At 35.3% G+C, this 26,714-nt stretch carries 25 protein-coding genes and 2 pseudogenes; 6 read left to right on the top strand and 21 right to left on the bottom strand.

Features of this window, described 5'->3' with window-relative positions:
- Positions 1–338 precede the first annotated feature (338 nt).
- Complete coding sequence (locus H4J67_RS03110; protein ID WP_182174312.1) at positions 339–776, bottom strand: polymer-forming cytoskeletal protein; 438 nt, start codon at positions 774–776, stop codon at positions 339–341.
- Complete coding sequence (locus tag H4J67_RS20990; protein ID WP_182174309.1) at positions 766–1,665, bottom strand: peptidoglycan DD-metalloendopeptidase family protein; 900 nt, start codon at positions 1,663–1,665, stop codon at positions 766–768. The genes H4J67_RS03110 and H4J67_RS20990 overlap by 11 nt, the downstream gene beginning before the upstream one ends.
- Positions 1,666–3,501: 1,836 nt before the next feature.
- Between H4J67_RS20990 and H4J67_RS03100 the strand changes: the two genes are divergently transcribed.
- Positions 3,502–4,224, top strand: coding sequence for a DUF642 domain-containing protein (locus tag H4J67_RS03100; protein ID WP_182174306.1), 723 nt, complete (start codon positions 3,502–3,504; stop codon positions 4,222–4,224).
- 83 nt (positions 4,225–4,307) lie between these two features.
- Here H4J67_RS03100 and H4J67_RS03095 read toward each other — a convergent pair whose 3' ends face one another.
- The gene (locus H4J67_RS03095; protein ID WP_182202852.1) at positions 4,308–5,462 is read right to left on the bottom strand and encodes a helix-turn-helix domain-containing protein; all 1,155 of its coding nucleotides are present in this window, start codon (positions 5,460–5,462) and stop codon (positions 4,308–4,310) included.
- Between the two features lie 97 nt (positions 5,463–5,559).
- Entirely contained in the window at positions 5,560–6,081 is a 522-nt protein-coding gene (locus H4J67_RS03090) for an NUDIX hydrolase (protein ID WP_182174300.1), read from the bottom strand.
- 269 nt (positions 6,082–6,350) lie between these two features.
- Here H4J67_RS03090 and H4J67_RS03085 point away from each other — a divergent pair, with 269 nt between their 5' ends.
- Positions 6,351–7,556 carry a S41 family peptidase gene (locus tag H4J67_RS03085; RefSeq protein ID WP_182202850.1) on the top strand — a complete coding sequence of 402 codons (1,206 nt, stop codon included), beginning with the start codon at positions 6,351–6,353 and terminating at the stop codon, positions 7,554–7,556.
- Positions 7,557–7,656: 100 nt separating this feature from the next.
- Here H4J67_RS03085 and H4J67_RS03080 read toward each other — a convergent pair whose 3' ends face one another.
- Positions 7,657–8,481: a zinc-dependent peptidase gene (locus H4J67_RS03080; protein WP_182174294.1), complete on the bottom strand. Its 825-nt coding sequence runs from the start codon at positions 8,479–8,481 to the stop codon at positions 7,657–7,659.
- Between the two features lie 332 nt (positions 8,482–8,813).
- Between H4J67_RS03080 and H4J67_RS03075 the strand changes: the two genes are divergently transcribed.
- From H4J67_RS03075 to H4J67_RS03065, 3 genes are all read left to right on the top strand, one after another.
- Positions 8,814–10,973, top strand: coding sequence for a S46 family peptidase (locus tag H4J67_RS03075; RefSeq protein WP_182174291.1), 2,160 nt, complete (start codon positions 8,814–8,816; stop codon positions 10,971–10,973).
- 70 nt (positions 10,974–11,043) lie between these two features.
- Positions 11,044–11,487 (top strand): disulfide bond formation protein B, encoded by a 444-nt coding sequence (locus tag H4J67_RS03070; protein ID WP_182174289.1) that lies wholly within the window; start codon positions 11,044–11,046, stop codon positions 11,485–11,487.
- Complete coding sequence (locus H4J67_RS03065; RefSeq protein WP_182174286.1) at positions 11,484–12,128, top strand: thioredoxin domain-containing protein; 645 nt, start codon at positions 11,484–11,486, stop codon at positions 12,126–12,128. The genes H4J67_RS03070 and H4J67_RS03065 overlap by 4 nt, the downstream gene beginning before the upstream one ends.
- Positions 12,129–12,264: 136 nt before the next feature.
- On the opposite strand, the gene minE is transcribed toward H4J67_RS03065, so the two are convergent.
- From minE to H4J67_RS03035, 6 genes and pseudogenes are all read right to left on the bottom strand, one after another.
- Entirely contained in the window at positions 12,265–12,543 is a 279-nt protein-coding gene (gene minE, locus H4J67_RS03060; protein WP_070374180.1) for a cell division topological specificity factor MinE, read from the bottom strand.
- A gap of 1 nt (position 12,544) precedes the next feature.
- A complete protein-coding gene (gene minD / locus H4J67_RS03055) occupies positions 12,545–13,354 on the bottom strand; it encodes a septum site-determining protein MinD (protein ID WP_070374181.1) in 810 nt (269 codons plus the stop codon).
- A 28-nt stretch (positions 13,355–13,382) separates the two neighbouring features.
- Positions 13,383–14,102: a septum site-determining protein MinC gene (gene minC / locus H4J67_RS03050; RefSeq protein WP_182174283.1), complete on the bottom strand. Its 720-nt coding sequence runs from the start codon at positions 14,100–14,102 to the stop codon at positions 13,383–13,385.
- A gap of 91 nt (positions 14,103–14,193) precedes the next feature.
- Positions 14,194–14,475 carry a cell division protein ZapA gene (locus H4J67_RS03045; protein WP_182174280.1) on the bottom strand — a complete coding sequence of 94 codons (282 nt, stop codon included), beginning with the start codon at positions 14,473–14,475 and terminating at the stop codon, positions 14,194–14,196.
- Positions 14,475–14,747: a DUF904 domain-containing protein gene (locus H4J67_RS03040; protein WP_182174277.1), complete on the bottom strand. Its 273-nt coding sequence runs from the start codon at positions 14,745–14,747 to the stop codon at positions 14,475–14,477. Before H4J67_RS03040 ends, H4J67_RS03045 begins: the two co-directional genes overlap by 1 nt.
- 836 nt (positions 14,748–15,583) lie before the next feature.
- Positions 15,584–16,761, bottom strand: a pseudogene (locus tag H4J67_RS03035) (IS3 family transposase).
- A gap of 216 nt (positions 16,762–16,977) precedes the next feature.
- Between H4J67_RS03035 and H4J67_RS03030 the strand changes: the two are divergent.
- The gene (locus H4J67_RS03030) at positions 16,978–18,213 is read left to right on the top strand and encodes a DEAD/DEAH box helicase (RefSeq protein ID WP_182176638.1); all 1,236 of its coding nucleotides are present in this window, start codon (positions 16,978–16,980) and stop codon (positions 18,211–18,213) included.
- Positions 18,214–18,600: 387 nt separating this feature from the next.
- Here H4J67_RS03030 and H4J67_RS03025 read toward each other — a convergent pair whose 3' ends face one another.
- The 10 genes and pseudogenes from H4J67_RS03025 to H4J67_RS02980 all read right to left on the bottom strand — a co-directional run bounded on the left by H4J67_RS03025 (position 18,601) and on the right by H4J67_RS02980 (position 26,640).
- Positions 18,601–18,831: a glutaredoxin family protein gene (locus H4J67_RS03025; RefSeq protein WP_070374193.1), complete on the bottom strand. Its 231-nt coding sequence runs from the start codon at positions 18,829–18,831 to the stop codon at positions 18,601–18,603.
- Between the two features lie 552 nt (positions 18,832–19,383).
- A complete protein-coding gene (locus H4J67_RS03020; RefSeq protein ID WP_182202848.1) occupies positions 19,384–20,148 on the bottom strand; it encodes a CPBP family intramembrane glutamic endopeptidase in 765 nt (254 codons plus the stop codon).
- Between the two features lie 338 nt (positions 20,149–20,486).
- Positions 20,487–20,966, bottom strand: coding sequence for a hypothetical protein (locus H4J67_RS03015; RefSeq protein ID WP_182176636.1), 480 nt, complete (start codon positions 20,964–20,966; stop codon positions 20,487–20,489).
- Positions 20,967–21,155: 189 nt separating this feature from the next.
- On the bottom strand, positions 21,156–21,440 hold the full coding sequence (locus H4J67_RS03010) for a hypothetical protein (protein WP_182176635.1): 285 nt from the start codon (positions 21,438–21,440) through the stop codon (positions 21,156–21,158).
- A gap of 531 nt (positions 21,441–21,971) precedes the next feature.
- Entirely contained in the window at positions 21,972–23,054 is a 1,083-nt protein-coding gene (locus tag H4J67_RS03005; protein WP_182176634.1) for a DUF418 domain-containing protein, read from the bottom strand.
- Between the two features lie 104 nt (positions 23,055–23,158).
- Complete coding sequence (locus H4J67_RS03000; RefSeq protein WP_182176633.1) at positions 23,159–23,866, bottom strand: SDR family oxidoreductase; 708 nt, start codon at positions 23,864–23,866, stop codon at positions 23,159–23,161.
- Between the two features lie 476 nt (positions 23,867–24,342).
- Positions 24,343–25,206, bottom strand: a complete 864-nt coding sequence (locus H4J67_RS02995; protein WP_182176632.1) for a TIR domain-containing protein — start codon at positions 25,204–25,206, stop codon at positions 24,343–24,345.
- Between the two features lie 111 nt (positions 25,207–25,317).
- Positions 25,318–25,874, bottom strand: a pseudogene (locus H4J67_RS02990) (GNAT family N-acetyltransferase).
- Positions 25,875–25,923: 49 nt separating this feature from the next.
- The gene (locus H4J67_RS02985) at positions 25,924–26,256 is read right to left on the bottom strand and encodes a hypothetical protein (protein ID WP_070374205.1); all 333 of its coding nucleotides are present in this window, start codon (positions 26,254–26,256) and stop codon (positions 25,924–25,926) included.
- Positions 26,257–26,364: 108 nt separating this feature from the next.
- On the bottom strand, positions 26,365–26,640 hold the full coding sequence (locus tag H4J67_RS02980; protein ID WP_070374206.1) for a hypothetical protein: 276 nt from the start codon (positions 26,638–26,640) through the stop codon (positions 26,365–26,367).
- Positions 26,641–26,714 lie beyond the last annotated feature (74 nt).

Below are 26,714 nucleotides of genomic sequence, written 5' to 3'. Positions count from 1 at the left end.
ATGGCTTTACCCAGCAATGTCATTGTTGATTTATTACTTGTATGAAAACCTGACCTACGCGAGACTTCATTGTCTTGTTATTTAAAGATTGACTAAGCGACTGATTAAACCATACTGATGTTGTTCTGGTGTAGCAATAATATAAAGCTTAACTTTGTTAATCTGCTCTAAAATAACCGCCCTCACAATAACAGGATACTTTTATGTTATTTACTTAATTCAATCTATTATTAACAAGTATTCACACTTGGGTAATACTTTTCAACATATCAGCTCGTCTACTTATGAATGAGGTTGAGGCTAATATTATTTTTCTTGTAGTATTTTATTGCATTAGGTTACTCAGTGCTGAGATTTTCACTCGGTTTTACACTTTTTTTGGACATGGCTAGCTCAGTGACATTTTCGCTTATATGATTAATTTTACCTTCGATAACAGCGCCAGCCTCTATACTAATGACTTCATGTTGAATATTACCACGCACTTCTGCCGTTTTTTCTAGTATCACTTTTTGCGCCTTGATAGATCCAGTAACAGTGCCTTTAATAACGGCTTCTTCAGCAAAAATAGCGCCTTCAACCAGGCCATGAATACCAACTGTTAAATGCCTCACATGTATCTCGCCTTCGATTCTACCATCAAGTTGAATCACTCCTTCGCTAGATACGTTACCCACAATGTTAACGTCAGAACTAATAATTGAGGGTATCTTGTTATTATTTTTACTGCGTTTATTTTCTACCGCTACGTCTTTATCTTTGTTTTTAGAGAACATTTTTCAAAGCCTTAATGAGTGAAAGAGGGTTGATCTGCTTGTTATTAAAAAGAACTTCATAATGTAAGTGAGTACTCGTGCTGCGCCCACTACTCCCCATTAAGCCAATAACATCATCCTTACTGATTTCTTGCCCTTTCTTTACTTTTATTTTATGTAGATGACCAAAGCGTGTCATAAATCCATTGTGGTGATCAATTTCGATAAAGCGGCCATAACTACCATTTATTCCTGCCCGACGCACAGTGCCGTCAGCCGAAGCAAATATTTCAGTTTTTAACCAACCTGCCATATCAATGCCTTTATGCATTGCAGGGTGTTTGAGCATAGGGTCTTTTCGAATACCAAAAAGGCTGGAAATATAATAATCTTTTGCTGGAAAAATAACTGGTATATTACTCAATGCCGCTTCTAGCTTGGTTAAACTGAGTAATTTCTCTATCAAGTTTTTATTGTCAATATCAAGTTCTTGGGCTAACACTTGGTTGAGTGGTCCTCCCTGGCCGAATACAGGGGACGTCGATTGCTTAAGCACGGCTGCACTAGACACGCCCGCCAGTCTCATTGCTTGCTCAAGTACCTGCTTGCGTTTATTTATTTGCTGTTCTAATTGGTTATAACTAAATTGCTGTTTTTGCTTCAATTGGTCAATATCAGTCTGACTTTGCTGCATAACCGACCATATGGGATCATTAGTTTTACTTATTATTTCTAAGCTAAGACCAATATTAGGTGGAGTTGCATCACTAGTTTGCCCAATAATTTCATGCTTTTGATCAACTATGGCTGTCGGTAGTGAATCCAATACATTTCGCAGTAATTCTTGTTGCTCTTGTACTTGTAATAACTGCTGCTGCAACTGCCTCTGTTTATCTTGGTATTTGAACACTAACAGGTCCAAAGATGTTTGTGACTGGTACAATTTATCTTGGCTTTGTAACACTTTATCGTTCAATGAAAAATATTCAACGCTACTAAACAACAGCCAAGAAAATGTTAAAGCAATCAACAGAACAAGGCTAAGTTGCACTGTAGAAGAGGCTTTGATGTATCTTATTTCACCATTTTGACGAACAATAAACTGCCGACTTGGAAATAAGTGTTGATAGATTCGATTTATACTTTTTATAATTTTTCTCAGTGCTTGTTATATTTTTTGCTAGCTGAAATAGTAAAACTGAAAAAAATTAGAAAGCTATTAAGGTGTTGGTAACGCCAGCATGAAAAACTGTTACCACATTACTAACACAACAGTTGTCAAAAAATTATTTATCCTCAGCTGCGCTTAAAAGCTATAATAATTCCTTTTAACTACTAGCGTATCTAGCATGTCGAAAAATGATATATCACGAGGCGTTTTTGAGCATTTAGTGCCTGCTTAGGTGTAGTAAACCATTGATCATCTTTGTTAACTCTACTAACAAATGAGATCGTTAAGTCAAAAATTTGTTGAGTAATACGCGTTTAGTTCTATATGCAGTTATAAGTTTAGTTCTGCATTTAATACTATAATTAATCGATCATATAACTATAAAAGTTGTGTGATTAAACCGATTTATTTTCAGTATCAAGAATTTTTAATCTTAGGGTTATTACCCCGTTATATTCTTTTACACTTAAAGCCTAATCCTAGCGTTCTAATTAATCAAAAACATTCATAACTGCAGTGTATCAGTAAATTAAAATTGTTTCTTAAAAATAAAAAAGAGCTTTATAAATCAAAAAGCACACTTGCAAAAAACACATTGCAATCAATGCTTTGCATTATTTAACAATACTTTTAGTTCGTTATCTAACAGAGCTACTCATAACAAGCTAAAGTGCTTGTCGTCATCAAAAGTAAAATAAAAACTTAATATCCGTAGATAATATAACGTAAATTTCTACTAATTATAACTTCAACAATGACGACATCAGCTATACTAGGCAATATATTTAACATAAAGCTTGGGGCTATATTAATTACGCTCGTTAATGTTATCTAAGGTAAGTGAAAGACGAATAGTCTGTGCCAAAATCATCTAAGCAAGTATTTTCGCCCATGGCCATAAAAACTTGCACGATTTTTGATTCATAATGAAAATCATCTAAAGCCATTTTCCCAGTATTTCTAGCTTTAAATAACCTTGTTTAACATCGGGGTGAGCTGCTAACAATGCCTCTAGGAAAATCAGGTTGGCATAACTGTAATCCTGCAATGTTACACTCACAATGACAGTGAAGTTAAGCCCTTTTTTTGCGACTAACTGACTTGTTTTAGTGCAGTATCAATAACCCATTCGAAAAACTAGATACTCGGGGCATTATTTTCGATAGCAGGTAAAAAATAACGAGGCTTAATAGTCCTTTTGTTGGATGTTGCCAGCGCATAAAATCCTTCCCCTATTACTTCGCCTGTTTTGATAATTACGTTAGGTGGATAATAAAACAAAGATTAATCATTATTTAGTATACTTTGAATCGCCTAAGATTTCTCTTTAACTTTTATAGCCTCGTAACATAAAAGAATACGTAAATTATTTTTATCAAGTACCTAGATAATAAGTAGAATTACTAAAAAGAGAAATATTAAAAATTCTCTTTATAAATAAAAGTTAGACCCACTTACCTAAAAGTAGTTATTCTTGATAGTAAGCACCTAAAATGGACAGTTTAGCCATATTTTTAGGGTGCTATCAGTACGTATAATATAGAGGTTAAAAAAATCAAATAAGAGCTTACTCATATGTCTAAATTTATACAGAACATTTTATTGTCTGTTTCCTTAATCAGCTTAAGTGCTTTTGCGCATGCATCATTAATTACTAACGGAAGTTTTGAACAACTTACCTTTGATGATGCAACAACTTCAAAGGGTTTAGTTTCTCATATTGACTTACAGGCATTTAAAAACAAAACAAGTGCTTGGGATGTTTTTTCAACGTTACCTGGCTGGAAGACGTCATATGGTAATGGCATAGAATTACAAAAAAATGTTGTAACAGCTTCTCAAGATGGCTTATACCATGTTGAATTAGACTCTCATCAACGTGGCTCATCTAACGCAGCAATGACACAAACACTAAATTCATTGACAATTGGTGCAGACTATTTATTAGAGTTCTATTACAAACCAAGAACGAATAATAGTGACGATAACGGAATTAATGTTTTTTGGTATGATGCAAACGTTGACTTTGATTTAGGAATGACTGCAGCTTTAATTGCTAACAGCACAAGAAACTTAACACCAAACTGGGCTCTACAGTCAGTTTTATTTACTGCTCAAGCACAATCTATGAATTTAAGTTTCGCATCATTTGGTACACAGAACACTTTAGGGGGGTTAGTTGATAATGTTTCTTTAGCCCAGGTGATTTCGGTTCCCGAGCCGTCAATGTTTATTTTGTTTTTAATCGCAATAACGTTGTTATTTGTTCGTCAGCGAAAACTCGTCAAACAAGCGTAATTCAAGCTTTATAACTTTCTCAGTTGATAACAAGTAGCCCCCTTTTCATGATGGCTGAGAAAGTTTCTTTTTCTAACGTTACATTACCCTTTCATCAATAATTTTCTAATTTCATCAAAGTCACAAAGATGAAGCAACTCAGCTTTTTGCTCTAATTGACTAAAATCGTCATACCTTGCGGCTGAAAAATACAAACACGAAAGCATAAATAATACTAACTCATCTTGTATACTCCCTAGCACTTTTAACTGACTCACTTTTTCTAAATGATTAAGCTGTTTAACCAAACTAGCATCAATATGCCATAACGAAAGCATTAGAGATGATGACGAAAATATACTGATCCCCATCGATTTTCTCATGTGACGATTAAGCGAATCTAAATCATCAACACCACGCAGCGAATAAAGCATTAACTCATGGTTATAGGTGCTTTTATGACTGAGTAAAAACACCCCAAGCAATGCAAAAACAAGTACTTGCTCTGTTAGGGCAATATCAAATTTGATTTTAGAGGGTAATGACTTACGAACTTGCTGAAATATTTTAGGTGCCATCAAAAAGACTTCAGTGTACTGCTCAACAATCCATTGTTCAACATGATCTTGCAGTGCATCTTTCATTGCATAAACAATGGCAAAATTAACTACACGACCTATCCCTAAATTACGACTTATGGCTTCAAGAAGATTTTTTGGAGTTTTTCCATAAATCGCTTTACTGGCTTGTCCAAGAATACGAGCAGAAAAAATTGCATCATGTCCTATAATCTCAATAACTCGCTGTAAATTAAGACGCCCTTGCTCTTTCTCTTCAATTAATTGTCGACAGCTTCTGGGCATTGGTGGCATATTTTTAGCGGTGCTTGTCAATTTTTCATAATTGCTATCAGTACTACTAGCAGTGGAAAGTTCGCGAAACTGAGCAGGAGTAATACCAAATTTTTGACGAAAAGCCCTTTCAAAGGTCGCCCTTTCAGAATAGCCAAGTTTAATCGCTAAGTCTTCAATGTTACTTTGCTGAGTTAATAAAGCTTCCACACAAAGTTCATTTAAAAACTTACCTTGAATAAGTTTAAAACTTGTATCTTCTTTGGCAAGTTTGCGGCGAAAAGACGTCATGCTCATCGCTAAAGACGACGCACACAATTCTATCGATAAAGTTGCCGGCAGTTCACACTGACTAAGCAGCTCATTAACCGCCACCGTCAATAATAACGAAGGTTGAGTCTTAATCATTTGAAGTATATTTCCCTATAATTCGTTAGCTTCAACAAAAAACGTCAAAAGTATATCAACATTGCCCCGTTTAATATTACTTTTTAAATGTTACGTATTATGAAGCTATGAGTTCATTAGCAATCAATTTGAGTAAAAAGGTTTCACGCTCAATGGATAATCCCTTTTTTTGACTATTCGCCATCGTGTGTTCATTGTGACTAATCGCTTGATGAATATTCATCCATATAGGATACATACCATTACTAATTTCATGTAATTCAAGCTCAGGTTCAAGTAGTTCATCGTCTATTGAGCAAATATAGCAATAAGACTGCATATGCATAAATTCAAAATCGGCTTTATGCCAAGGTCGAAACTCTTCATATAAACCAAACGCTTGAACATTTGTTACATCATGTGCACCCGTTTCTTCTTTCAACTCACGCACTAAGCCTGCCACATGACTTTCGCCGTCATCAATGCCGCCACCGGGTAGGCTATAATCGTGATAGCGTTTGGTATAGAGCAAAAGAATATTCTCGCCTTTTAACACAATAGCGCGCGTTGCTTTTCGCGTAAATTGGCGTGCTGACATGTCACTAATGTCAGGGTGAATCGTTGATTTTAATAAACGCATAGAGGGTATCTTTAGAAATATTGAAAAAATCACCGGTAAAAAAATGAACATTAATTATTAAACCATATCATCTTCTAACATAATAATTTTTAACCAAAAGTATAAATCTATCTTACTACAGTGGTAGGACATAGATCTAAAAAATTATCCCTGCCCTGTTATCATTTGTCAGCAAAGCCCATTACTTTACGAATGGTTTCGTAAAGCTTAAAATAATGCTGTGTTGCTAAGAGGTGTATTATCGATAATAACGAAAAAAGATAATTTTGATGACTAAATATGGTGTGCTATTAATATTATTTTTCAGTAAATTACCTGTCAACTTTACTGTTGTAGCAATGACCGTTGCCAAAACACCTTATGATAAGCAAAGGGTCATTATCGATAGTATATCGAAAAAATTAATCGATAATTATGTCTTCCCTGATGTTGCCAACAAAGTGGCAACACAGCTTTTATTGAATATTAATAATAATGAATATCTTGGTTATAATGAAAGTTTTACCTTGGCAGACAGACTAACTGATGACATTCAGGAAATAACGCAAGACAAGCACATCAGAGTTAAACTTTGTCAACCAGGTGTAACAATCAATACTAATGAAGATATTGAAAAACACTTTAGAAAAGTCGAAATACTCGACGGTAATGTTGGCCTTATTAGCTTTGATAAGTTTCCATCTGATCCACAAGCTAAAGACATAATAGACCGTATTTTATTGCAACTAGCGGATGTTGATTCCCTGATTATTGATTTACGAAATAATCGAGGAGGAAGCGCAGATTTTGTTCGCTATTTTAGCAGCTATTTTTTTGATAAGAAGACACACCTTAATAGTATTTATTGGCGAGAAACAAATAAGAATGAAGAATATTGGACGATTGATGATCTTCCCAGTGATAAAAGGCCCAATCTGCCCGTCTACATTCTCACCAGTAAAAATACCTTTTCAGCCGCTGAAGAATTTGTCTATAACCTAAAGGTAAGAAAGCGTGCATACCTCGTAGGAGAAACAATAAAAGGAAGAGCCAACCCAGGACATTTTTTTTATTTACCTTCAAGGCTTTCAATTTTTGTACCGACCGGAACCGCGATGAATCCTTTAACAAAAACGAATTGGGAAGACGTTGGTGTTGCACCCGACTTACCTGCTATTGCTGTATTAGCGTTTGAAGAGGCTTATGCGATGGCCAAATATTCAGCGATTGAATATAGAGTATGCCAAGGTAAGGCAAAGCCTGAAGAAAAACACAGTAGTAAACATTACAAGAAAAATTATGGAAAATGGACACTGGCTAGGAATAACTGCCCATTAAAATACCGCTGGGCACAAGCAGAATACAATGACAGAACGAATAAGTATCAGTTTCCCTACCAAATAAAATACTACGGTAATGGTAGTGCAAATATAGAGTATCAATTGGGAAATACTTCAGGAAAAATGACACATATTCAATACTTTAAAAGTAGATAAGATGAAAAGTCAGGCATATCAATTGGCTTTAATTCATTTAAAACACTCGATATTTTACAGTGTAAAATATTAAGCGATTAAAAGGTCAGCCATTACCGCCCTATTTCCAGTGAAGCGGGTCAACGTGATAATAGTTTTTGAGTTGTTGATAAAGCACCGGATACTTGGCATTAAACGGATTAGCCTGTTCAAAAAAAACTTCACTGGTCACCGCAAAAAACTCAGCAGGATTAGTAGCGCCATAATAGTCAAATAATGATGGTGCCCCGGTTTGTGCTTGTCTTTGAAGTTTTTCAAATTGTAAAGAAAAAGCGTCAGACCAAGCCTTGTAGTTTTGCCCTTGATATAATATTGGAGCACCATTAGCTTTACCATTTTCTTGGTCTAATTGGTGAGCGAATTCATGAATGACCACATTGCGTCCATCGTCAGGGATCTTTGCCCCCGCTAGGGTATCTTGCCAAGAGAGTACCACCTTACCAAAATCCCATGACTCACCTGCAAGTGCAACACTTTGCTGATACCTTAAACCGTCAATCCCCACATTTTGTTGTTCTTTAATAAAAGCACTCGGATAAACAAGAATAGTCTGTAATTTAGGGTAAAAATTTGTCTTACGATTAAGTAATAACAGACATGCTTGTGCAGCGATAGTGATCCGTATTTCATCGGTTATTTGAACCCCATTGCAACCAACGAAGTTTTTTTCCGCCAAAAACACCTGAATATGTCGCTTTAACTGCAGTTGTAAATCTGTTGGCATTTGTCCAAAGTACGGCATTCTTTGCTGAATGATTTTTCGCCAAGACTTTTTAAATGGCTGACTTCTTATTTTTTCTCGCTGATACTCTCGCCAATAAGGCTTGGCAACAGAATAACCAATCAGTAAAACGCCAATAAAGATAGGAAGTAAATAAGACAACATAAAAAGCATTACCTGAGAATATTTATCTTTAGATAGGTACGAAATAGTTAAATTTCAAGCTCTTGGTCATAATAACAATGATGAAGGCTCTATAATTAAGTGCTTAACTGCTGTAAAGTTCATAACAAGAAGCAGGTAGAATTAGGCGTTATTTTCAGTAAACCATTGAAAAGTGGCGGTAAAGATCAAACTTTATCCTTAAAGCTATCTTTGGCATAATGTTCACCGTAAAAATAGATAAATATGTGGCTGCTAAATATTACTCAGTATTATCTAGCGACTCATCAATATAAAAACTATAACTATAAATTAATACAATCCAGAGAATTCTAATGAAAAAAACAACGATTTTATTATTAGCGATGGCTTCAACATTTGCCACGGCTGATGAAGGTATGTGGCAACCTCACCAATTGCCAAGCATTGCATCAGAACTTACCCGAGCAGGTTTAAAATTAAATCCTAACGATTTAACCGATCTTACTGGTTTTCCTATGGGTGCTATTGTAAGCCTTGGTGGCTGCACGGCTTCTTTTGTTTCTGATAAAGGCTTAGTTGCCTCGAATCACCATTGTGTTTATGGCTCTGTTCAATACAACTCAACAGCAGAAAACAACCTACTCGCCAATGGTTTTCTAGCAAAAACCTTTGATGAAGAGCTACCCGCTACACCCGGCAGCCGTATCTATGTAACCGAAGAAATCAATGATGTTACCACGTTAATTAAAGGCAGTATTACCGAGAACATGTCGGGCTCTGAGCGCTATAAAGCCGTAGATAAAAACTCTAAAACATTAGTGGCTGAATGTGAAAGTGATGACAAATATCGTTGTAGTGTTGTTAATTTTCATGGTGGTTTAGAATATTATTTATTTAAACAATTAACTATTCGTGATGTTCGTTTAGTCCATGCTCCAGCAAGTAGTGTTGGTAAATATGGTGGTGATGTTGATAACTGGATGTGGCCACGCCACACCGGAGACTATGGTTTTTATCGTGCATATGTCGGTAAAGATGGCCAACCCGCCGATTTTAGTAAAGACAACGTACCTTATGAGCCAAAGCATCACCTAAAAGTGAATAAAAGTAGTGTTGATGAAGGCGATTACATTATGGTGCTAGGTTACCCAGGACGCACCAACCGTTACCGCACTGCACTTGAGGTTGAAAACCAATTTACTTGGACTTACCCTAATGCTAAAAATTATCGTGAAGAGCTTATCGACTTAATTAATAACGAGTCTGCACCAGAAAGTGAGGCGAGAATAAAGTACGAAAGCACCTTAGCCGGCTTAGCTAACTACGCAAAGAATTACGGTAGCATGATAAAAAGCTACAATAAAGGCACAACGTTAGCCCGTAAACAGCAACTAGAACAAGACTTAAGCACTTGGATCAATGCTGATAAAATGCGAAAAGCTAAATATGGCAACGCACTTACCGGCCTAAATAAGCTCCTAAAACAAAACCAAAAAACTCAAGCACGCGATCTAATTTTAGGTTACATGGCTTACAACAAAATGTTAAGCACCGCTTATCGTTTACATCGTTTAGCCGTAGAAAAAAACAAACCAAACGTAGCGAGAGAGAGGGGTTACCAAGAACGTGATCTTGCACGTTTTGAACAAAGCATGAAAACCTTTAATCGTCGATTCGATGCGAATATCGATCAAAAGATTTTATTCGCTATGTTGACACATTATGTTGAATTGCCCAAATCAGAACGTATTCTCGCCATCGATGAATTTTTTGAACTTGAACAAGGGCTAAATAAAAAAGCCTTAAGCACTAAGCTTGAAAAAATGTATCAAACATCAACAATTGCTGACCAAGAAACTCGCCTTGCTTGGATGAATAAATCGGTAGCCGACTTTGAAAAAAGCTCAGATCCCTTTATTCAACTTGCCGTAAAGACTTTTTCTGTAAGAAAAGCACTTGAAGAAGAAGACGAAGAATTGTCAGGTAATATTCAAGCTTATCGTCCTAAATATATGGAAGCGCTAATCGCCTATTTTAACGATAAGAAACTCCCTGTATACGCAGATGCTAACAGTACATTACGCATTACTTACGGTAACGTAAAAGGTTATTCACCAGTAGACGGACTCACTGCAACACCTTTTACCACACTTGAAGGTATAGTAGAAAAAGACACAGGTATTAAACCCTTTAATGCGTCTAAAAAACAACTCGAGTTAATTAAGAGTAAAAGTTACGGCGAGTACGCTAAAAAAGAACTCGGCTCAGTGCCCGTAAACTACCTAGGCACATTAGATATCACCGGTGGTAACTCTGGCTCACCTACTCTCAACGATAAAGCAGAATTTGTTGGTTTAGTCTTTGACGGTGTTTATGAAAGTATTATTGGTGATTGGGATTACGACACTAAATTAAACAGATCGATTCACGTTGATATTAAATACATGTTATGGGTGATGGAACATGTTGACGGCGCGACCAATCTTATTGAAGAAATGGATATCGTTGAATAATTAACTTAATTTTATTTACCTTGAAAATCCGGCTTAAGCTAGATTTTCAACGTTAACTAAACGAGATTATATGAACGATATATCTGCTAACAATACGTTATCCAAAGGTTGGTTGTTACTCTTTTCAGTTTGGGTACTCGCCACCATAAGCACGCTTGCTAGTTTGTTTTTTAGTGAGGTTGTTAAACTCCCCGTTTGCTCTTTGTGCTGGTATCAGCGAATTGCTATGTACCCTTTGGTCGTTATTTTACCAATGGCCTTATTTCCATTTGACGCTAAAGTGACACGTTATGCGGGTGTATTGGTGTTATTTGGCTGGCTCACCGCATTATTTCATGTGTTATTAGTGGCCGGTTACATCCCTAAAAGCGCACAACCCTGCGTACAAGATATCCCTTGTTCAGAAACGCACCTCAATGTTTTTGGGTTCTTAAATATGCCAATGATGTCTTTATTAACCTTTAGTCTCATGGCTTTATTATTATTTTTTATGACTAAATCGGAATCACCATGAATAAAAAAATACTTTTCATTAGCGCCAGCCTAATTATCCTTTTGGCTTTTATTGGCGCAGCAACAATATTTAAAGCAAACAATAGCCAGCAGAGCGCTAAGGTTGAAAATCTAGACATTATTGAACGTGTTGGCGCGCCAATAAAAGGACCGTTAGAGGCAAAAGTGACCATTGTCGAATTTTTCGATCCTGCTTGCGAAACATGTTCAGCTTTTTACCCACTGGTAAATAATTTAATTAAACGCTACCCTGGTAAAGTTAAAGTTATGATGCGCTATACCCCTTTCCATAAGGGTTCAGATCAAGTGGTTAAACTACTCGAAGCCGCACACTTACAAGAACAGTTTTGGCCGGCAGTAGAAATTTTATTTGACAAACAACAAGCCTGGACTCGTCATCATGTTGCTCAACCACAAAGTGCTCGTGCGTTATTAAAGAACTTACCCTTGGACAGCGCCCAGTTCATGCGTGATGTCAGTAGCGAAAACGTTAGCAAGGTTATAATGCGAGATATCGCAGACGGTAAAACCCTCGAAGTTCGAGCAACACCGCAGTTTTTTGTTAATGGAAAACCTCTGGTTAATTTTGGCTACGAACAATTAACTCAATTAGTTGAAGAAGCCATCGCCGAAGCCTACTAAGTGTTAAAAACAAGATAACGATAAAATGTTTAATCATTTTATCGTAAAATAAAATGAAAAAGGCGCGTATTCTCTCAAAGAATAAGCGCCTTTTTTATGTTTACCAATAAGGTCTGATAAACACTATCAAATCGACTTAGTTAATACTGTTCTCATCACTTAATTCAATATTAAGTTCTAAGACATTTAAATCGCCGCCTTTATTATCAAGGTTTATCGAAAAACTTTCATCGGTTACTTTAATGTACTTACGCAATACCTCAAGGATATCCGCAGTGAGTTGCGGCAAGTAATCAGGCTGTTTATTTCGACTATTGCGCTCATGGGCAACAATAATTTGTAAACGTTCTTTCGCCTTAGAAGCGGTTGTTACCTGTTTTTCTTTTTTACGTAAAAAATAATCAAGTAATGCCATGTTATCCTCCAAACATACGACTAAGAATGCCTTTTTTCTTGGCATGTAAAAATCTAAAATCAACAGTTTCACCCAAAAGGCGATCAACCACATCCTGATACGCTTTTCCTGCATCACTTTCAGTATCTAGGATCACTGGTTCGCCGGCATTAGATGCCTTAAGTACCGCTTGTGATTCCGGAATAACACCTAATAAAGGTATGGATAGAATATCTACCACATCTTCAACACTTAGCATTTCACCATCGTCAACACGCTTAGGTGAATAACGCGTTAATAATAAATGTTCTTTAATAGGTTCTAAGCCAAGCTCAGCTCTGCGAGAGCGGCTAGCTAACATACCTAAAATTCGATCAGAGTCACGAACCGATGAAACTTCAGGGTTAGTAGTGACTATAGCTTCATCAGCATAATAAAGCGCCATCATAGCGCCTGCTTCGATACCCGCTGGAGAATCACAAACTATATAGTCATAGGTTTTTCCAAGCTCTTCGAGAACCTTACCAACGTTTTCTTTATTTAACGCATCTTTATCACGGGTTTGTGAAGCAGGTAATATAGATAAACTACTGACACGCTTATCTTTAATTAATGCCTGATTTAGGGTGGCTTCACCATTAATCACATTAACAAAGTCATAAACAACTCGGCGTTCACAGCCCATAATCAAATCAAGATTTCGTAAGCCTATATCAAAATCAATTAACACAACTTTTTGACCTTTTAACGCCAAACCAAGACCAATTGCCGCACTTGATGTCGTTTTGCCAACCCCACCCTTTCCTGATGTAACTACTATTATTCGTGCCATAGACCGAATATCCTTTATAAGTTAAAAGTTAAATAAGTTTTGATGACGTTAATTCACTGTCAGTCAAATGTATATATACGGGTGAGCCCCAATGTTGCTCCATTGACTCGCTTAGCCAATAGTTACCATTAATCGAAACTAATTCTGCTTCAAGATTTTGGCAATATATTTGCGCATGATGGTGACCTGTTGCGCCGGCAATGGCTCGACCACGTAACGAACCATAAACATGAATATTACCATCAGCAATCACTTCAGCTCCAGCAGATACTGAGCCAATAACCACTAAATTTTGGTCTTTAGCATAAACTTGCTGACCAGAACGAATTTGACCACGATGTATTTTATCGCTGAAAAGTCCACGTTCTGGTATATCTGCTATCGTTTCAGTTTTTGCGACTTCTGGCTTTTCTGCACTAGGCGCTTTATCTAAAGACTGGCTTTTTGCCGTATTAACAAATGAAAAACCCAGTTCGCGGATCAACGTTCGTTGTTCTTTAGGTATTAACCCGGTAAAGCCAACAAAGGTAAAATTGAATTCTTCTATTAATGATTTGATTGCTTGATAGTCAACCGAACCCTCTAATTTTTCAATACTAACCACAATAGGAACAAGATAAAAAAAATCTGGCGCTTGCGCGACTTTATTTGCTAAATCAGACCGAATATCTGCTAATTTTGATGTTCTTAAATGTAAAACAGACAGGGTAAAGCTTGAACCTTTAAATTCAATGCTAGCATCAGCCATAGCTAAATTTTTCCTAAGTATAAAGTAACGATTATTACCACTATCTTAACTTACTCAGCGATAGTGGCAATACTAGAAAAGGTGAAAGTGTTTATAAAGCGTTTTTAAGTGTCGAAATCAACACTTCTTGCCTGTGTTGATTTTGCTCAATTTTATTATTTGCCATTAATAATGAATAGCTTAAATTAATTGACGCAACTAATAAAGCACGCTCGCTGCTAGCGTTTCCTCTTTGCTGTTTAATGTCATCGCACATAACAGCAAGTTTACTAGCCGCTTCCTTTAAATCCTCTGCCTGTTCAGCTAGGCAAGAAAACTGATGTAGCTTACCCATAATTTCAATGCTGATGCCATTAGAGTCTTTAATAGACATTAACTAAGCTCTTCTGCACTTTGCAATTTAGCTAATAAAGCAGTTAATACATTATTTGTTTGTTTCTGTTTTTCTTCACCTTCTAAGACTTCAAGCTGAAAGGTTTCATTTTCATCGACAAGTAAAGCTTTTTGCTCAGCTAATTCTGCTACTTGCTGAGCTAAGCCTGCTTTTTGCTCTGCTAATTCTGCTATTTGACTTTTTAATTGGTTATTTTTATCAATGATATTTTCGATCAGTTGTTCGAGTTGTGGGAGAGTATTTTCGTTCATAAGGCGCTCTTGTTAACCGTACTAATTAAGGGCGGCAAATTTAATATAAAGTGAGTCAGAATGCTACTTTTTAAGACAATTATCGCCTTAATTTGTGTAACAATTATTAAAGATAGAATAGATTAATAAATCACGTTTAAAAAACAAGCGCTTCGACCAAATAACAAACGAAAAATATAAGAGGTCTAGCCTGTGAATTTTTGCGATAATTAACATAAATACCCATTTAGCAACGCAGACTATCTTAATATCTACAATTTGTATCAATGAATTAACTTACCTTTCCTAACCTTCTTATCTATAACTAAAACATTGACCCACATCAAGTCTGTGTTCAAATAATAACACAACGACACAAATAACAGTTCGAGATAAATATTCAAGACAAAACTGGATAAAATAAGGCCATAGATAACAATAAAGGAAATAAGTCACTACGTTTTACTCCTCTATGAGAACAAACTGATGAGCTTAAAAAATTACCGCTTGATAATGTTTCGTTTGGCAATGCCTACATAATGATGAGGATATTATCATCATTAGCTTTTTGAGCTGTTTACAGTGTTCGGATCAGGTAGATGCATCTTTATCCTGACAGACAACTAAGCCACCAAAACCGTCGTTCATCATAAAACAGCTAATGCTAACTTTGTGCGCATTGCGGAAATAGATAATAATTTACTTCGATTCCCGCTATTGACTCAAGAGCGTTTATTATAGCGAGAGTTTATTTAGCGAACTCTTTCCATAAAGCAATCTCTGCTTACATCAACGATTCAGGAAAGGTTATTATTTGTAATCTAAAGTAGTTGAATCCATTAGAGGATGTGAGGTGGTCAAGTAAAACTGGCCACAGATTTGTATTCAAGCCAGTATCTTTTCTCTGACTCATTGGGTGTTAGTCCTCGGTTATAACTGTGAAGCCTAACTTTGCTGTAATATCGAATGATGTAGTTAACAACTGACTTTTTAACTTCAATAAATGAGCGATAACCTGCTGTTGGCACCCATTCTGTTTTTAAACTTCTAAAAAATCGCTCCATCGGACTATTATTCTAACAGTTACGACAACGGCTCATACTTTGCTTAATCTGATATCGCCACAATAACTGATGGTAGTTCCTACTTGTATAAGTACTTCCCTGGTCTGAATAAAACATCAAATTTCTTGGTCGACCTTTTGATTCAAATGCCATTGATAAGGCTTTCGCTGCTAACTTAGTATCGGGTGAATACGATATTGCCTAGCTCACTAACTTTCGTGCAAATAAGTCCATAACAACAGCTAGGTATGCCCAACGATTTCCCGTCCAAATAAACGTTATATTACCGCACCAAAATGGACACAACTACCATACAGCAAACTGGCGTTCAAGTGTGTTTAATATCGCTACACGTGGCTGCATTGCCTTCTTGTATTTGTGACTTGGCAGCTGACAACTGACCCAGTCTTGTTCTTTCATCAAACGCTTAGCAACATAACGGCTAATCGCCAAGCCTCTTGCAGTGGCAATAACTGAAATGGTGCGAGCACCTGCCGAGCTATTACTTTTAGCATGAATGCTTTTTACCATCGCCATTGCTTTAACCTTTTCAGGCTTAATACGTCTGCATTGCTTTGCCCAATACTTGTAGCTGCTGCGATGAATAGCAAACACATCGCAACAACGTTTAACAGTATGACTCCCTTTAAGGGCTTTAATTATCGCAAACTGGCGAGTGAGTATGACATCAAGAGAGCCGTAGCCTTTTCTAGAATTTCCTTTTCTTCTTCAATGCGAGCAATACGCTTTTTAAGTGCACGAACTTCAAGTTGGTCTGGTGTTAATGGCATAGTTTTACTCGTTAAACCATTGAGCTCATTTTTTAATTGGCGAACCCATTTATCTAACAATGATTTACCTACATTCATGGCTTTTGCCATTTCAAGTACAGAGTAGCCTTTATCAACGACTAATTGAGCACATTCAAATCTGAATTCTGGTGTGAAATTGGGTTTAGTTCTTTTTGTCATGGTGTCACCTAAAGTTTGATAAGGTGTATAATAACATCTCTAGTTAGGTGGCCAAATCGACTATGTTACTACAGTCAGAGTACTTAGTTACTTAACTATAGTTTTAATGAGATCTTTTGTGGGGACTCGTCAAAAAAAGCCATCTTAATACGTCTTAAATATATTCAAGCATTCTGTTAGAATAGTCGGCTATTGATTAAAGGACACCGAGGCAGCATGTCAGAATTTAAAGAATTTTCACTTTTAGAGTCAATTATTGATCGCGTTACTCTTAAAGGCTATAAACAGCCTACACCGATCCAAAAAGAATGTATCCCGGCTCTTATTGATGGGAATGATCTTCTTGGTATAGCGCAAACGGGAACAGGAAAGACGGCGGCTTTTTCACTGCCTATTATCAATAATTTTGGTCGGAATAAAATAGATATCCAAGCGAAGAGCACGCGTTCGCTAATACTAACGCCAACGAGAGAGCTTGCCTCGCAAATAATGCAAAATATTGATGACTACTCTGAGGGCTTAGGACTTAAAACTAAGGTTGTTTATGGTGGTGTCGGAAGACAAGCTCAAGTTGACTCGATCGCGCTTGGACTTGATATTTTAGTGGCAACCCCTGGACGATTATTAGATTTAATTGAAACGGGTGATATAAATTTTAAGGCGTTAGAAATATTTGTCTTAGATGAAGCAGATACTATGCTTGATATGGGGTTTTTTAAAGATGTTCAAACCATAATATCTAAACTGCCAAAGAAGCGACAAACACTATTGTTTTCAGCGACTATGCCCGCTGAAATAGAAATACTGGCAGAAGCAATATTAACAGATCCAATAAAAATTCAAGTTGCGGCTGAAACGGTCACTATCGATTTGGTTAATCAAAGCGTATACCATCTTGATAAAGCGAATAAAGTACCTTTACTCTTTAATATATTGCAAAAACCTGAATTTGAAAAAGTGCTTATCTTTTGTAAAACAAAGTATGGCGCCGACATCATTGTTAAAGCATTAGAAAAAGCATCAATAACAGCCGCTAGCCTTCATAGTAGTAAAACACAAGCCGTTAGAGAGGAAGCGCTACAAAACTTTAAAGATTCTAATCTAAGAGTATTAGTTGCCACTGATGTTGCTGCTCGCGGAATTGATGTTAATAATATTACTTTAGTTATTAACTATAACCTCCCTGAAGATCCAAGAAATTACATACATCGCATAGGTCGAACTGCTCGGGCCGGTAAAAGTGGAATGGCCATTTCATTTGCTGTAGAAAATGATATGAGGCAATTAATTAATATCGAAAATAGCATAGGACAAGTCATTCCTGTTGTTACAGAGCAGCCTTTTCATAAAGAGTTTTCAAAATTACCTAAAGAAGTCAAAAAAAAGGTAAGTAAAACAAATAAAACAAATAAAACGAACAGAACAAATAGCACAAGAAAAAAAAGAAAATAAGGAGAGCTATAAAGTAGCCAACTAGAGATTTTTAGCTCGGCTACAAATATCAACTGTCGATGCCTTTTAGCGTGTTTTTTTTGCGGTCAAGATAAGTACACTGGGCAAAATTTTATCAGCATTAACCTGGTTGCGGTGCAAATAAGCACAACGTATTAAGTAATCTTCAGCGATTAATTTTAGTGCGTATGCGGTAATGGATCACCACACCTATTGGGTGCTATTCGTTGCTCAGTAATACGCAAAAAGTGATCATTAATTATAATAATGCTCAGGGAAAGATTATATGATGCCCTACTTTTCTATCTTTTTATCCATTAGAAATAGAGTAATCAAGCATTCTGTGCTCGTTGGTTGCTCAGTTATCTAATGAGATAATTGAGCTTGTTAATCTTCGGCATAGAGTTTCTTAAAGTTTTTTAGATTCCAGCCAATCATGACTTCATTACCAATTTTAAGGGCGGGCAAAGAGCTAGCTCCTATAGCGTCAAGCTCTTTTCTACCGCGCTGCATTTTCGCATTGGTTAATCTGTATTTTATGCCATTATTATCCAAGTATTTTTGAGCTTCACGAGAATGGGGACATTTATCTGAAATATATAAAACAACGCGTTTCATCACTAACCTTTGCAGAATTGTTAAAGATTCACTATTTTACTGAACTCTCAGAAAAAACAAAGGTGAATTAACGGAACTTTCAATTTTATACAAAGAAAATGAATCGGCTGTGCTAAACCAAGGTGATAAAAATATATCAACTAGTTGTTTGAGCTTTAATTCAATCGTTTCTGCTTAGAGCTACCAACAGTAAAATTTTATCAATTAAATTTTTTTAATTTTTGGTTTCATCCACCTTGCAAATGTGAACATCATTAATTTTTTGGACGGTTTGCAGCATTCAGAATATGTAGAATTACCTTTCCCCTGACAAACAGCTAAGCGACCATAGCTGTCATTCACCCTTACATTATTAATGCTACCTTTGATAGTATCAATTGATTTTAGGTGGTCAGCTCGTTAAAAATTGCCGTTGATGCTTAGGTGTTATTACTAACATTTTGTTGGAAGAGCTATCCTGCCCCTAATGACATTACCCTTAAAGGTAACAGACATTATAGAATAGCTTAAAAACGCTTTATGATTATAGGATGAGGAAGTTGTTTTAGTCTTTTATAAAAAATTTTCTGCAACCACTATAATATTCATGACCATGTGACCAAAAATGCAATACCATAAATTCCCACTTACATATCTAATCAATCCTAATAAGCACGAAGATAAGAAGAGTAAAATAAATACCTCTATTTGTTCGTATTGAGAATGTATCAAGGTAAACGCTAAACTGGTAATGAGAATGATGAACGTTGGGTTTAGCGAAATTTGTTCTAACTTATAGAAGGCGATCCCCCTAAAAATAATTTCTTCAAAAAAAGGACCTACGATTCCAACTGTTAAAATAAGTAATGTAATTTCAAGTCCTGTATCTATTGATTCTAAAAAGTCGAGCATAAAGCTTGGCGTTTCAAAAATACCCAGACGAAATATAAAATATTCAAATAATGAGAAGGTTAACACGGCTAATAAGGTCATTATTAGTCGTGTTAACGTTATAGATTTTAAAGCTAATCGGTTAACTATATTTTCTTTATTTTTTGCGGAAAGATAATACTGAAGAAGGGGTAGCATTAAAAATACTGAAACTATTGATGTTGTAAAATTAAAGCCTAGATTCATGCTCAGCTGTTCAATAGTATGTACATCATCTAAAAATATTGAACCAAGACCTGATATAAATACAATAAGGGTTGAAAATATCGGTAGTGCTAGAGCTAACAGTAATATCGATAACATTGACAATACCGATAACATTGACAATACCGATAACATCATCTTATTTAATGCCGCTGATGCGTTGTTAACCTTTGAGATAGTCATAAATATATTAAAATCCAATTGATAAAAGCAGAACAATTGAGAAGTTAATCTAAATGCATAATATTAAAACGTAATTGTCGAACCCTACTTACTGATAAAATTAACCTGTATATCTATTAGGTCCAATAAAACAGGCAGTAAGATCCTGTCATTTAAGTAGAGACCTTAGAAGCTCCCACTATTATATTTGCAAAAGTCAGCAATATTATTAGGGAAGCCGATTTTTATGCTGATTTATAATAAGAGAAAGCCTTATTTGTACTTTTAGTGAATGTTAGCATGTGAAATAACAACAGCAGTATTGAGCTAAAACCAACTAGGCAGATTCATTAAACATCTTAATTTACAAATTTACCATAAAGTTTATTTCGAATAGGTCGTTTAACGAGATAAATAGCCTCATTAGCCCTCATTTCTTTAATTAAACTAAAAGGAATGTAATCGGGTATTAGCTCAAAATAATTATTATTATTTAAATCATCATACTTAATGCTATTTACCACTGCATTCTGCCATTGATAGAAAACCCTTCCATAAACAATAGCCACATTACTGCCGCTAACACTTACCACTTTAGCTAATCTATATTTATGCTTAGGATTCAATTTATTATTAATCAACCTAATGTCTAAAAAGTAAATATCATTGACTTGAGGAGTTAAAATAAAAACGGATGCTTGTGTTTGCTCAGCGTTATGTAAAGCATATTTTTCATAGCCAAAATAGGCAATCACCACTAGAAAAGTCAATAACACGAGTTTATTTAAGGAGATTGATAACTTTGCTTTTACATTTTTTGATTCGAAGGTATGTGGCACTTTAATAAATCCTTTTAAAGTTAACTCTATTTGATAACACTGTTTAGGTTTAAAATTGAGTCATAAATCATAAATTCAATGAGATATCCAATGCTCATCTACAATATAACACCTCATCAAAAGTTAAGGATGGTTGAATAAAATGGTAAGTTAAACACAAGGTCAGCCACTCTTTAGATGTCGAGTAACTTAGACGTTTACACTAGATAGCATCATACAAGTAACATAGGTAAATAGACACGTTGGAACAATAATATATACAAAAACATCAGATTTACACCAACAGCCTTGAGCTATTTTTTCTTTTCTAAATAAGGATATTGAAGAGCCATAAAGAATAATCAAACCAACCGCAACTATCGACATCCAAGAAATATCATTACCCACTAAAAGCAATAATGGCGTTATTGCCGAAAGACACCACAATGAAGCTACAAAACTAGCGCTGTTGTACATAACAATTAGATACTTCATCACATCCAAAATATTACTAAGTTGTTAAAATTGTTAGTTAACATAAGTGTCCATTGGAAACAGCCAACTTTTATTTATTCTACTTCAATCGTTTGTTAGCTTTTAAGGTCTTGATGAGCGAGTATAAAAACTAAAAGAGAGTAAATAGTCATATACATAAAACGTGAAAAACTCGTAAAATTGCTCATTACCGCTTCCATAAAAGTATACGAAGGAACAATACTCTTTTTATTGCTTATTAATGCCTTTACCCTAATTTTCGATCTAGAGGTTCATTTTCTAATAATGTTTTGTTAATTACCATTTCATGTAATTCAACTCTATATTGTTGAGGTGGAATTGAACTTTTTAAACGTTGAGTAATGATAAAACGGTGAACTTTGAAACGCTACAGTAAATATAAATAAAAAGGTACTCGTGATAATTAGTGGTAAATACAACGTAAATTTCGTAATCCCATCCGCCTAACTTTAGATAAAATCATTGTTAATTAAAATGTGAACGAAAGAATAGTCTGTTGTACTTTTCATTTTAAACGTTTGTTAGCTTTCGAAACAGAAATTCTAGCGGTCCAGCTTTAAAATATTTAAGCCAAAAAACACTAAAAGCAACGCCACAAACACAAAAGATCAATGAACTAATTAAAGATGAATCTATAGTCTGATTATTTAGCCTATTAAGACCATCAAGAGCTCCCATACCTAAGATTACATGTGCAACGTAGAGAGTTAAAGACAACTGACCCGTTTGGCATAACCATACATTTATATTACTTTCTCTAAACTTATCCGAAAAATATAAACAGCCAACCAAAACTATACACGCAGAACTGCCAGCAGAAATAATATATTGAGGAAAAGGCGGTATAATAGAGATCGAAAAAAGCGCGGTAATGTCTTCTGGCGTAAGTCCAAACTCGGCACCATCTCCAATATAAAAGCGAGCGAAGTAAAATATAAGCTCAGTCGTTACTAAGGTGACAAGAGACCATATAAGTAATCGATTTCTGATCGTGGTTTGCGATAAATCGACTCGCCCTAGCCACATCCCAAATATAAGAAAGCTAGCCCAAGGGAATACTGGATGAAAACCATTAAAAAGTACATGCCTTATCATTCCATCGAAAGACCATAAATTCATGTATGTTAAACTAGACCAATTCCAATTTTGGTCATAATTAAAGAACAACATCAATATAGGAAAGGATAAGGTAATCGAAGCAGATACAATCAACAAAAAGCGATTACTCACCATGAATACAATCGCAGCAATCATAAAATAAAAGCCATAAAAGTGTAGTATATCCGCTTCCCATATTGGTGTGTACATCAGCCCAATAATTATAAGTAATAAAGCTCTTTTGATTAGCGATAATCGACACTTGTATATGATCGCTCTATCTTCTGACTTTCGAGCTTTATTGGTTAAAAATGTAACACCAATTCCTGCAAGGATAACAAAAAGAGCAGATGCTCTTCCTTCAAACAGCGCAGAAAACCACAATAAAAAATCGTTACCTGTTTCAGAGTTCATCGCAATTTTAAAATTAACGATAACCATTCCAAATATTGCTAAAGCTCTAGCAAGGTCAAACCCCATGATTCTTTGCTTCATAAATATCCTTTAGAGTCGTAGCGCCTTATTAATAGGCAAAATCATTAGCTAAATAGCATTCAAGGAGAAAAAACAACCTTTTATTTTTCCTATTTAACAACTTATTAAAACGGTAATTCCTCCCCCTTAAAATCATAAAATTTCCCAGTGGTATCAATAGATAAATGTAGAATCACTTTCATAATTCCAAGAGCCGAATCTTTAACATTTTCTCTTGCAGAAGAACCGCCCATATCTGTTTGAACCCAACCAGGATGAACAGCCACCACAGCGACATTGTCATTAACAAGTTCATTGGATAAATTCACGGCTAGCATGTTGGCTGCTGCCTTAGACATTCGGTAACCATACCAATCTACACTTCTTTCTCGTGTTAGGGATCCCATAACAGAAGAAATTATAGCTATTTTACATAGACGATTTTTCTTCATCAAAGATAAAAAACAATGAGTTAAATACAATGGGCCAAGCGAATTCACTTTAAAACTCATTTCAGCATTTGCATAATTAATGTCATGAATACTTTTATTTTCTTGATCTAAATAACCAGCATTATTTATGATTAAATCTATTTTGATACTTTCTTCACTGAGTTTATTTGCTAACCTCTCAATATTTTCTGGACAGGTGATATCCATTAATTCAATGAGTAATTTTTCAGAGAACTTATCCTTCAATGTTATTAAGTCAGCCGATGCCTTTTCATTTCTAAAGGTAGCAATTACTGTCCACCCATTTATAAGATATTGTTTTGTTAATTCGAAACCAATGCCTCTATTAGCACCCGTTATTAATACAATTAAATCACTCATGTTGAACCTTTAAATATGACACCCCGTTTAGAGGCAAAAATGGTTTACTAAAATGGTAGATATTTACCAAATATGAGAGCGCAACAGAAAACTGTTTTTGGTCTCTCTTTAATGGCTTATAGTTTGATTAACAGCAAACTAAAATAACACAATTAAGAAGCAAACTAGAATAATTGCCAAATAAAAAAACTGCCTACCTGTACTGGAGATTTTTTTCGCTTGTTTTGAGTGTGTCATGTGAATATCACGAATAATTTGTCCCTTGTTTTTACCAACACAATGGGGGCAAACAGAATAAGATATTTTATATCTCAAACCACATTTATTGCACTGGGTCGTTGGCTCTCTAGGGTAATCTATAATCATGGTTTTTTGTCATAAAACACTTTATTAAGCTTGGAAAAATAACTATTTATAATAACAGGAACAAGAGAAGCAAATGTTTTGTGGCCGTTTAAGTAACTGCATAGACACTATTATAATTCAGGCTTAAAACCAGCTGCTTTAATTTCATTAATTAAAAACAGCCCAATATCATCGATATTATCATCAACTTTTTTATATATAAAACCGCTTAAATCAGCAGGTATATCCACATCGCCTTTATGAAGAACACAGACATTTTTTCTCCCAAGCTTAGCGACCAAATAACCAAACTCAAAAATGACATTAGGTTTGGCTCTAATAACTTTTTTTCTCTCAGCATCTATAACACTAGATTGATCAATCGTATACGAAACTTCATCAGGGGTAAATAATATGAATGCATAAGATACATCACTGTTGGCCTCGAGTTTTTCAATGAGACTTTGCTCAGCATCCACTTCTCTGTGCAAAAAAATTGGCTGAATTTCAATTTGTGTAAGAAATAGCGCTAATTCAATTTTTAAAGCATTGTCATCCCCATAAACAATAAGTACTTTATTATTACTTGGTACTAGAGAGTTAGTTGCATTTGTTTTTTCGGTCGAACCTTTGGGTTTATTGGTTTTTTTTGGTGGCCCTGAAACTAATAATTCATTAAATATATCGCCTTCATCTATTAACGAAATTAATGCATTTAATGTTTTAATATAATTGTCTTTTGCAAACTCAAATTTGTCTTCATTATTACCTGTTACCTTTGAATTATTTGCAGCTTTAAAATAAATAAAAGGTTCTGAATTTGCCTTAACTGTTTGTTTCAAAATATTTTCTATATCATTTACCCATGTATCCCACGTAGGTAAAGGCTCCCCTAAAATCAGATCAAGTGATTCATGCTTTTTACTACAGTTTTTCCAATTAAACGCTTCACTCATTTCTGCTAGTTTATTGATTTTATTTTTTAACAGCTTCACTACTCAGATCCTTGCACTGCATATAACACCCAATTAACTGGCGCATAATTGTTGACTAAAATAAGCGCCGAAGAAGCAAATAGCCAACGGTTATTTATTCTATTTAATAGCTTATGTTTCACCATACTCTGATTTTATTAAGCCAAAACATTTAAGGTCGTGAAACTGATTCTTCCAATATCCACTTTGACGGCGAATCCCCTCTTCTTTAAAGCCTACGTTGAGTAAAAGAGACTCTGAGGCTAGATTCCCCAGAACCGTACACCTTGAATGCGATTCAATGCTCCGCATGGTAACTCACCACAAAATGCTGATTTAACAATTCTATGCACAGCTTCTGTTGTGTAACCACTGCCCCAGAACTTAGGCAGCAAATCGTAACCTATCACAGCATTTTTCATTTTAGGACTCCAAGTATTAAACCCACAAGTCCCTATTAATTGATGTGTTTCTTTTAAGCGTATAGCCCAACGAATACCAGAGTTTTCTGTAAAGCGGGCGTTAAAGAATTCTATTAAATTACTCGCTTGTGAATGTTCAGTAAATGCGTCCAGATCATAATATTTGACAACTGAATTGTCTGAGAATAAATCAAATAAGCTCTTTGAATCTTCTGTCGTTAATTTATCTAACCTTAAACGATTAGTTTCTAATACTGGAAATAACAACCTAAATCCTCCATGAACTATAGTATTCTACTTGAGTCGCTTACTATTTTTACCACTCTCGCCATTCTTCTGTAACATCACCTTCAAATTCTACATTGGCTTTAGTTGTTACTTTTTGAATGAAATCACAAATATCTTCACGTTGGTCAGTTTCTATTAAACATTGACCACAGTCATCGTTTAATTCGTTCAAAGATAAGATTAAATATTTAATATGATTTTTAGTACTATCAACAGTTTGAATTTCTGATCCCATTGACGACATAAACTCTAAGAGTAATGTAATGCAATCAGTAACATTATCAGATGTGTAATCAGGTTGATTTTCTCCCTCAATAAAATCTAACATTCCATATTGAATACTTTTAAGTAAACTTTTCACATAAATCTCCGTAAAAAAAATGCCCAATTAAGGGTAAAGTTTAGTTAGCTAAAATGTGAAGCTAAACGTAAGCTAGCCAAGGGTTAAAAGCCCAGCTTGAATACCTTGCTATATTACAAATGCAACAATAATTGCCGTTACAGCTAATACACTGTACTCGGGCATCCCTGTTGGTAACTTAGACATAAGTACGAAGCAAACGAAAGCTAAGGCAAATAAAATGGCACTGCCAACAAAAACCCCCATGAATGTATGTCCCATAATTAAACCAACAATAGCTAAGGGAATACTAAACAATAATGCTGAAAAATAAGGTTCCTTTTTCATCAAGTATAATTTATATGAAAGAGCTAACATCAATAGTTTAATAATCAAAAAGAGCATGGAAATACCTTGTAATATAACGCCCATTTAAGGGGGAGTAATGGTTAGTTAAAATAGCGACCAAGGGGTAAAAG

Origin of the sequence: Colwellia sp. BRX10-4 (assembly GCF_014077465.1) — a bacterium.
In the GTDB taxonomy this organism is placed as follows: Bacteria; Pseudomonadota; Gammaproteobacteria; order Enterobacterales; family Alteromonadaceae; genus Colwellia_A.
Note: the sequence above shows the minus strand (reverse complement) of the source record. Positions and strands in the feature narration are given on the sequence as shown.

What these genes read in the sequence shown, in the direction of transcription:
- H4J67_RS03080 (WP_182174294.1), bottom strand. Translation starts at nt 8,481, where the DNA reads ATGTTGTCTTATTTACTTCCTATCTTTATTGGCGTTTTACTGATTGGT.
- H4J67_RS03075 (WP_182174291.1), top strand. Translation starts at nt 8,814, where the DNA reads ATGAAAAAAACAACGATTTTATTATTAGCGATGGCTTCAACATTTGCC.
- minD (WP_070374181.1), bottom strand. Translation starts at nt 13,354, where the DNA reads ATGGCACGAATAATAGTAGTTACATCAGGAAAGGGTGGGGTTGGCAAA.
- H4J67_RS03010 (WP_182176635.1), bottom strand. Translation starts at nt 21,440, where the DNA reads ATGAAGTATCTAATTGTTATGTACAACAGCGCTAGTTTTGTAGCTTCA.
- H4J67_RS03000 (WP_182176633.1), bottom strand. Translation starts at nt 23,866, where the DNA reads ATGAGTGATTTAATTGTATTAATAACGGGTGCTAATAGAGGCATTGGT.
- H4J67_RS03100 (WP_182174306.1), top strand. Translation starts at nt 3,502, where the DNA reads ATGTCTAAATTTATACAGAACATTTTATTGTCTGTTTCCTTAATCAGC.
- H4J67_RS03025 (WP_070374193.1), bottom strand. Translation starts at nt 18,831, where the DNA reads ATGAAACGCGTTGTTTTATATATTTCAGATAAATGTCCCCATTCTCGT.
- H4J67_RS03085 (WP_182202850.1), top strand. Translation starts at nt 6,351, where the DNA reads ATGACTAAATATGGTGTGCTATTAATATTATTTTTCAGTAAATTACCT.
- H4J67_RS03040 (WP_182174277.1), bottom strand. Translation starts at nt 14,747, where the DNA reads ATGAACGAAAATACTCTCCCACAACTCGAACAACTGATCGAAAATATC.
- H4J67_RS03005 (WP_182176634.1), bottom strand. Translation starts at nt 23,054, where the DNA reads ATGAAGCAAAGAATCATGGGGTTTGACCTTGCTAGAGCTTTAGCAATA.
- H4J67_RS03110 (WP_182174312.1), bottom strand. Translation starts at nt 776, where the DNA reads ATGTTCTCTAAAAACAAAGATAAAGACGTAGCGGTAGAAAATAAACGC.
- minC (WP_182174283.1), bottom strand. Translation starts at nt 14,102, where the DNA reads ATGGCTGATGCTAGCATTGAATTTAAAGGTTCAAGCTTTACCCTGTCT.
- minE (WP_070374180.1), bottom strand. Translation starts at nt 12,543, where the DNA reads ATGGCATTACTTGATTATTTTTTACGTAAAAAAGAAAAACAGGTAACA.
- H4J67_RS03020 (WP_182202848.1), bottom strand. Translation starts at nt 20,148, where the DNA reads ATGACTATCTCAAAGGTTAACAACGCATCAGCGGCATTAAATAAGATG.
- H4J67_RS03065 (WP_182174286.1), top strand. Translation starts at nt 11,484, where the DNA reads ATGAATAAAAAAATACTTTTCATTAGCGCCAGCCTAATTATCCTTTTG.
- H4J67_RS03090 (WP_182174300.1), bottom strand. Translation starts at nt 6,081, where the DNA reads ATGCGTTTATTAAAATCAACGATTCACCCTGACATTAGTGACATGTCA.
- H4J67_RS03045 (WP_182174280.1), bottom strand. Translation starts at nt 14,475, where the DNA reads ATGTCTATTAAAGACTCTAATGGCATCAGCATTGAAATTATGGGTAAG.
- H4J67_RS02980 (WP_070374206.1), bottom strand. Translation starts at nt 26,640, where the DNA reads ATGCTCTTTTTGATTATTAAACTATTGATGTTAGCTCTTTCATATAAA.
- H4J67_RS03095 (WP_182202852.1), bottom strand. Translation starts at nt 5,462, where the DNA reads ATGATTAAGACTCAACCTTCGTTATTATTGACGGTGGCGGTTAATGAG.
- H4J67_RS03070 (WP_182174289.1), top strand. Translation starts at nt 11,044, where the DNA reads ATGAACGATATATCTGCTAACAATACGTTATCCAAAGGTTGGTTGTTA.
- H4J67_RS03030 (WP_182176638.1), top strand. Translation starts at nt 16,978, where the DNA reads ATGTCAGAATTTAAAGAATTTTCACTTTTAGAGTCAATTATTGATCGC.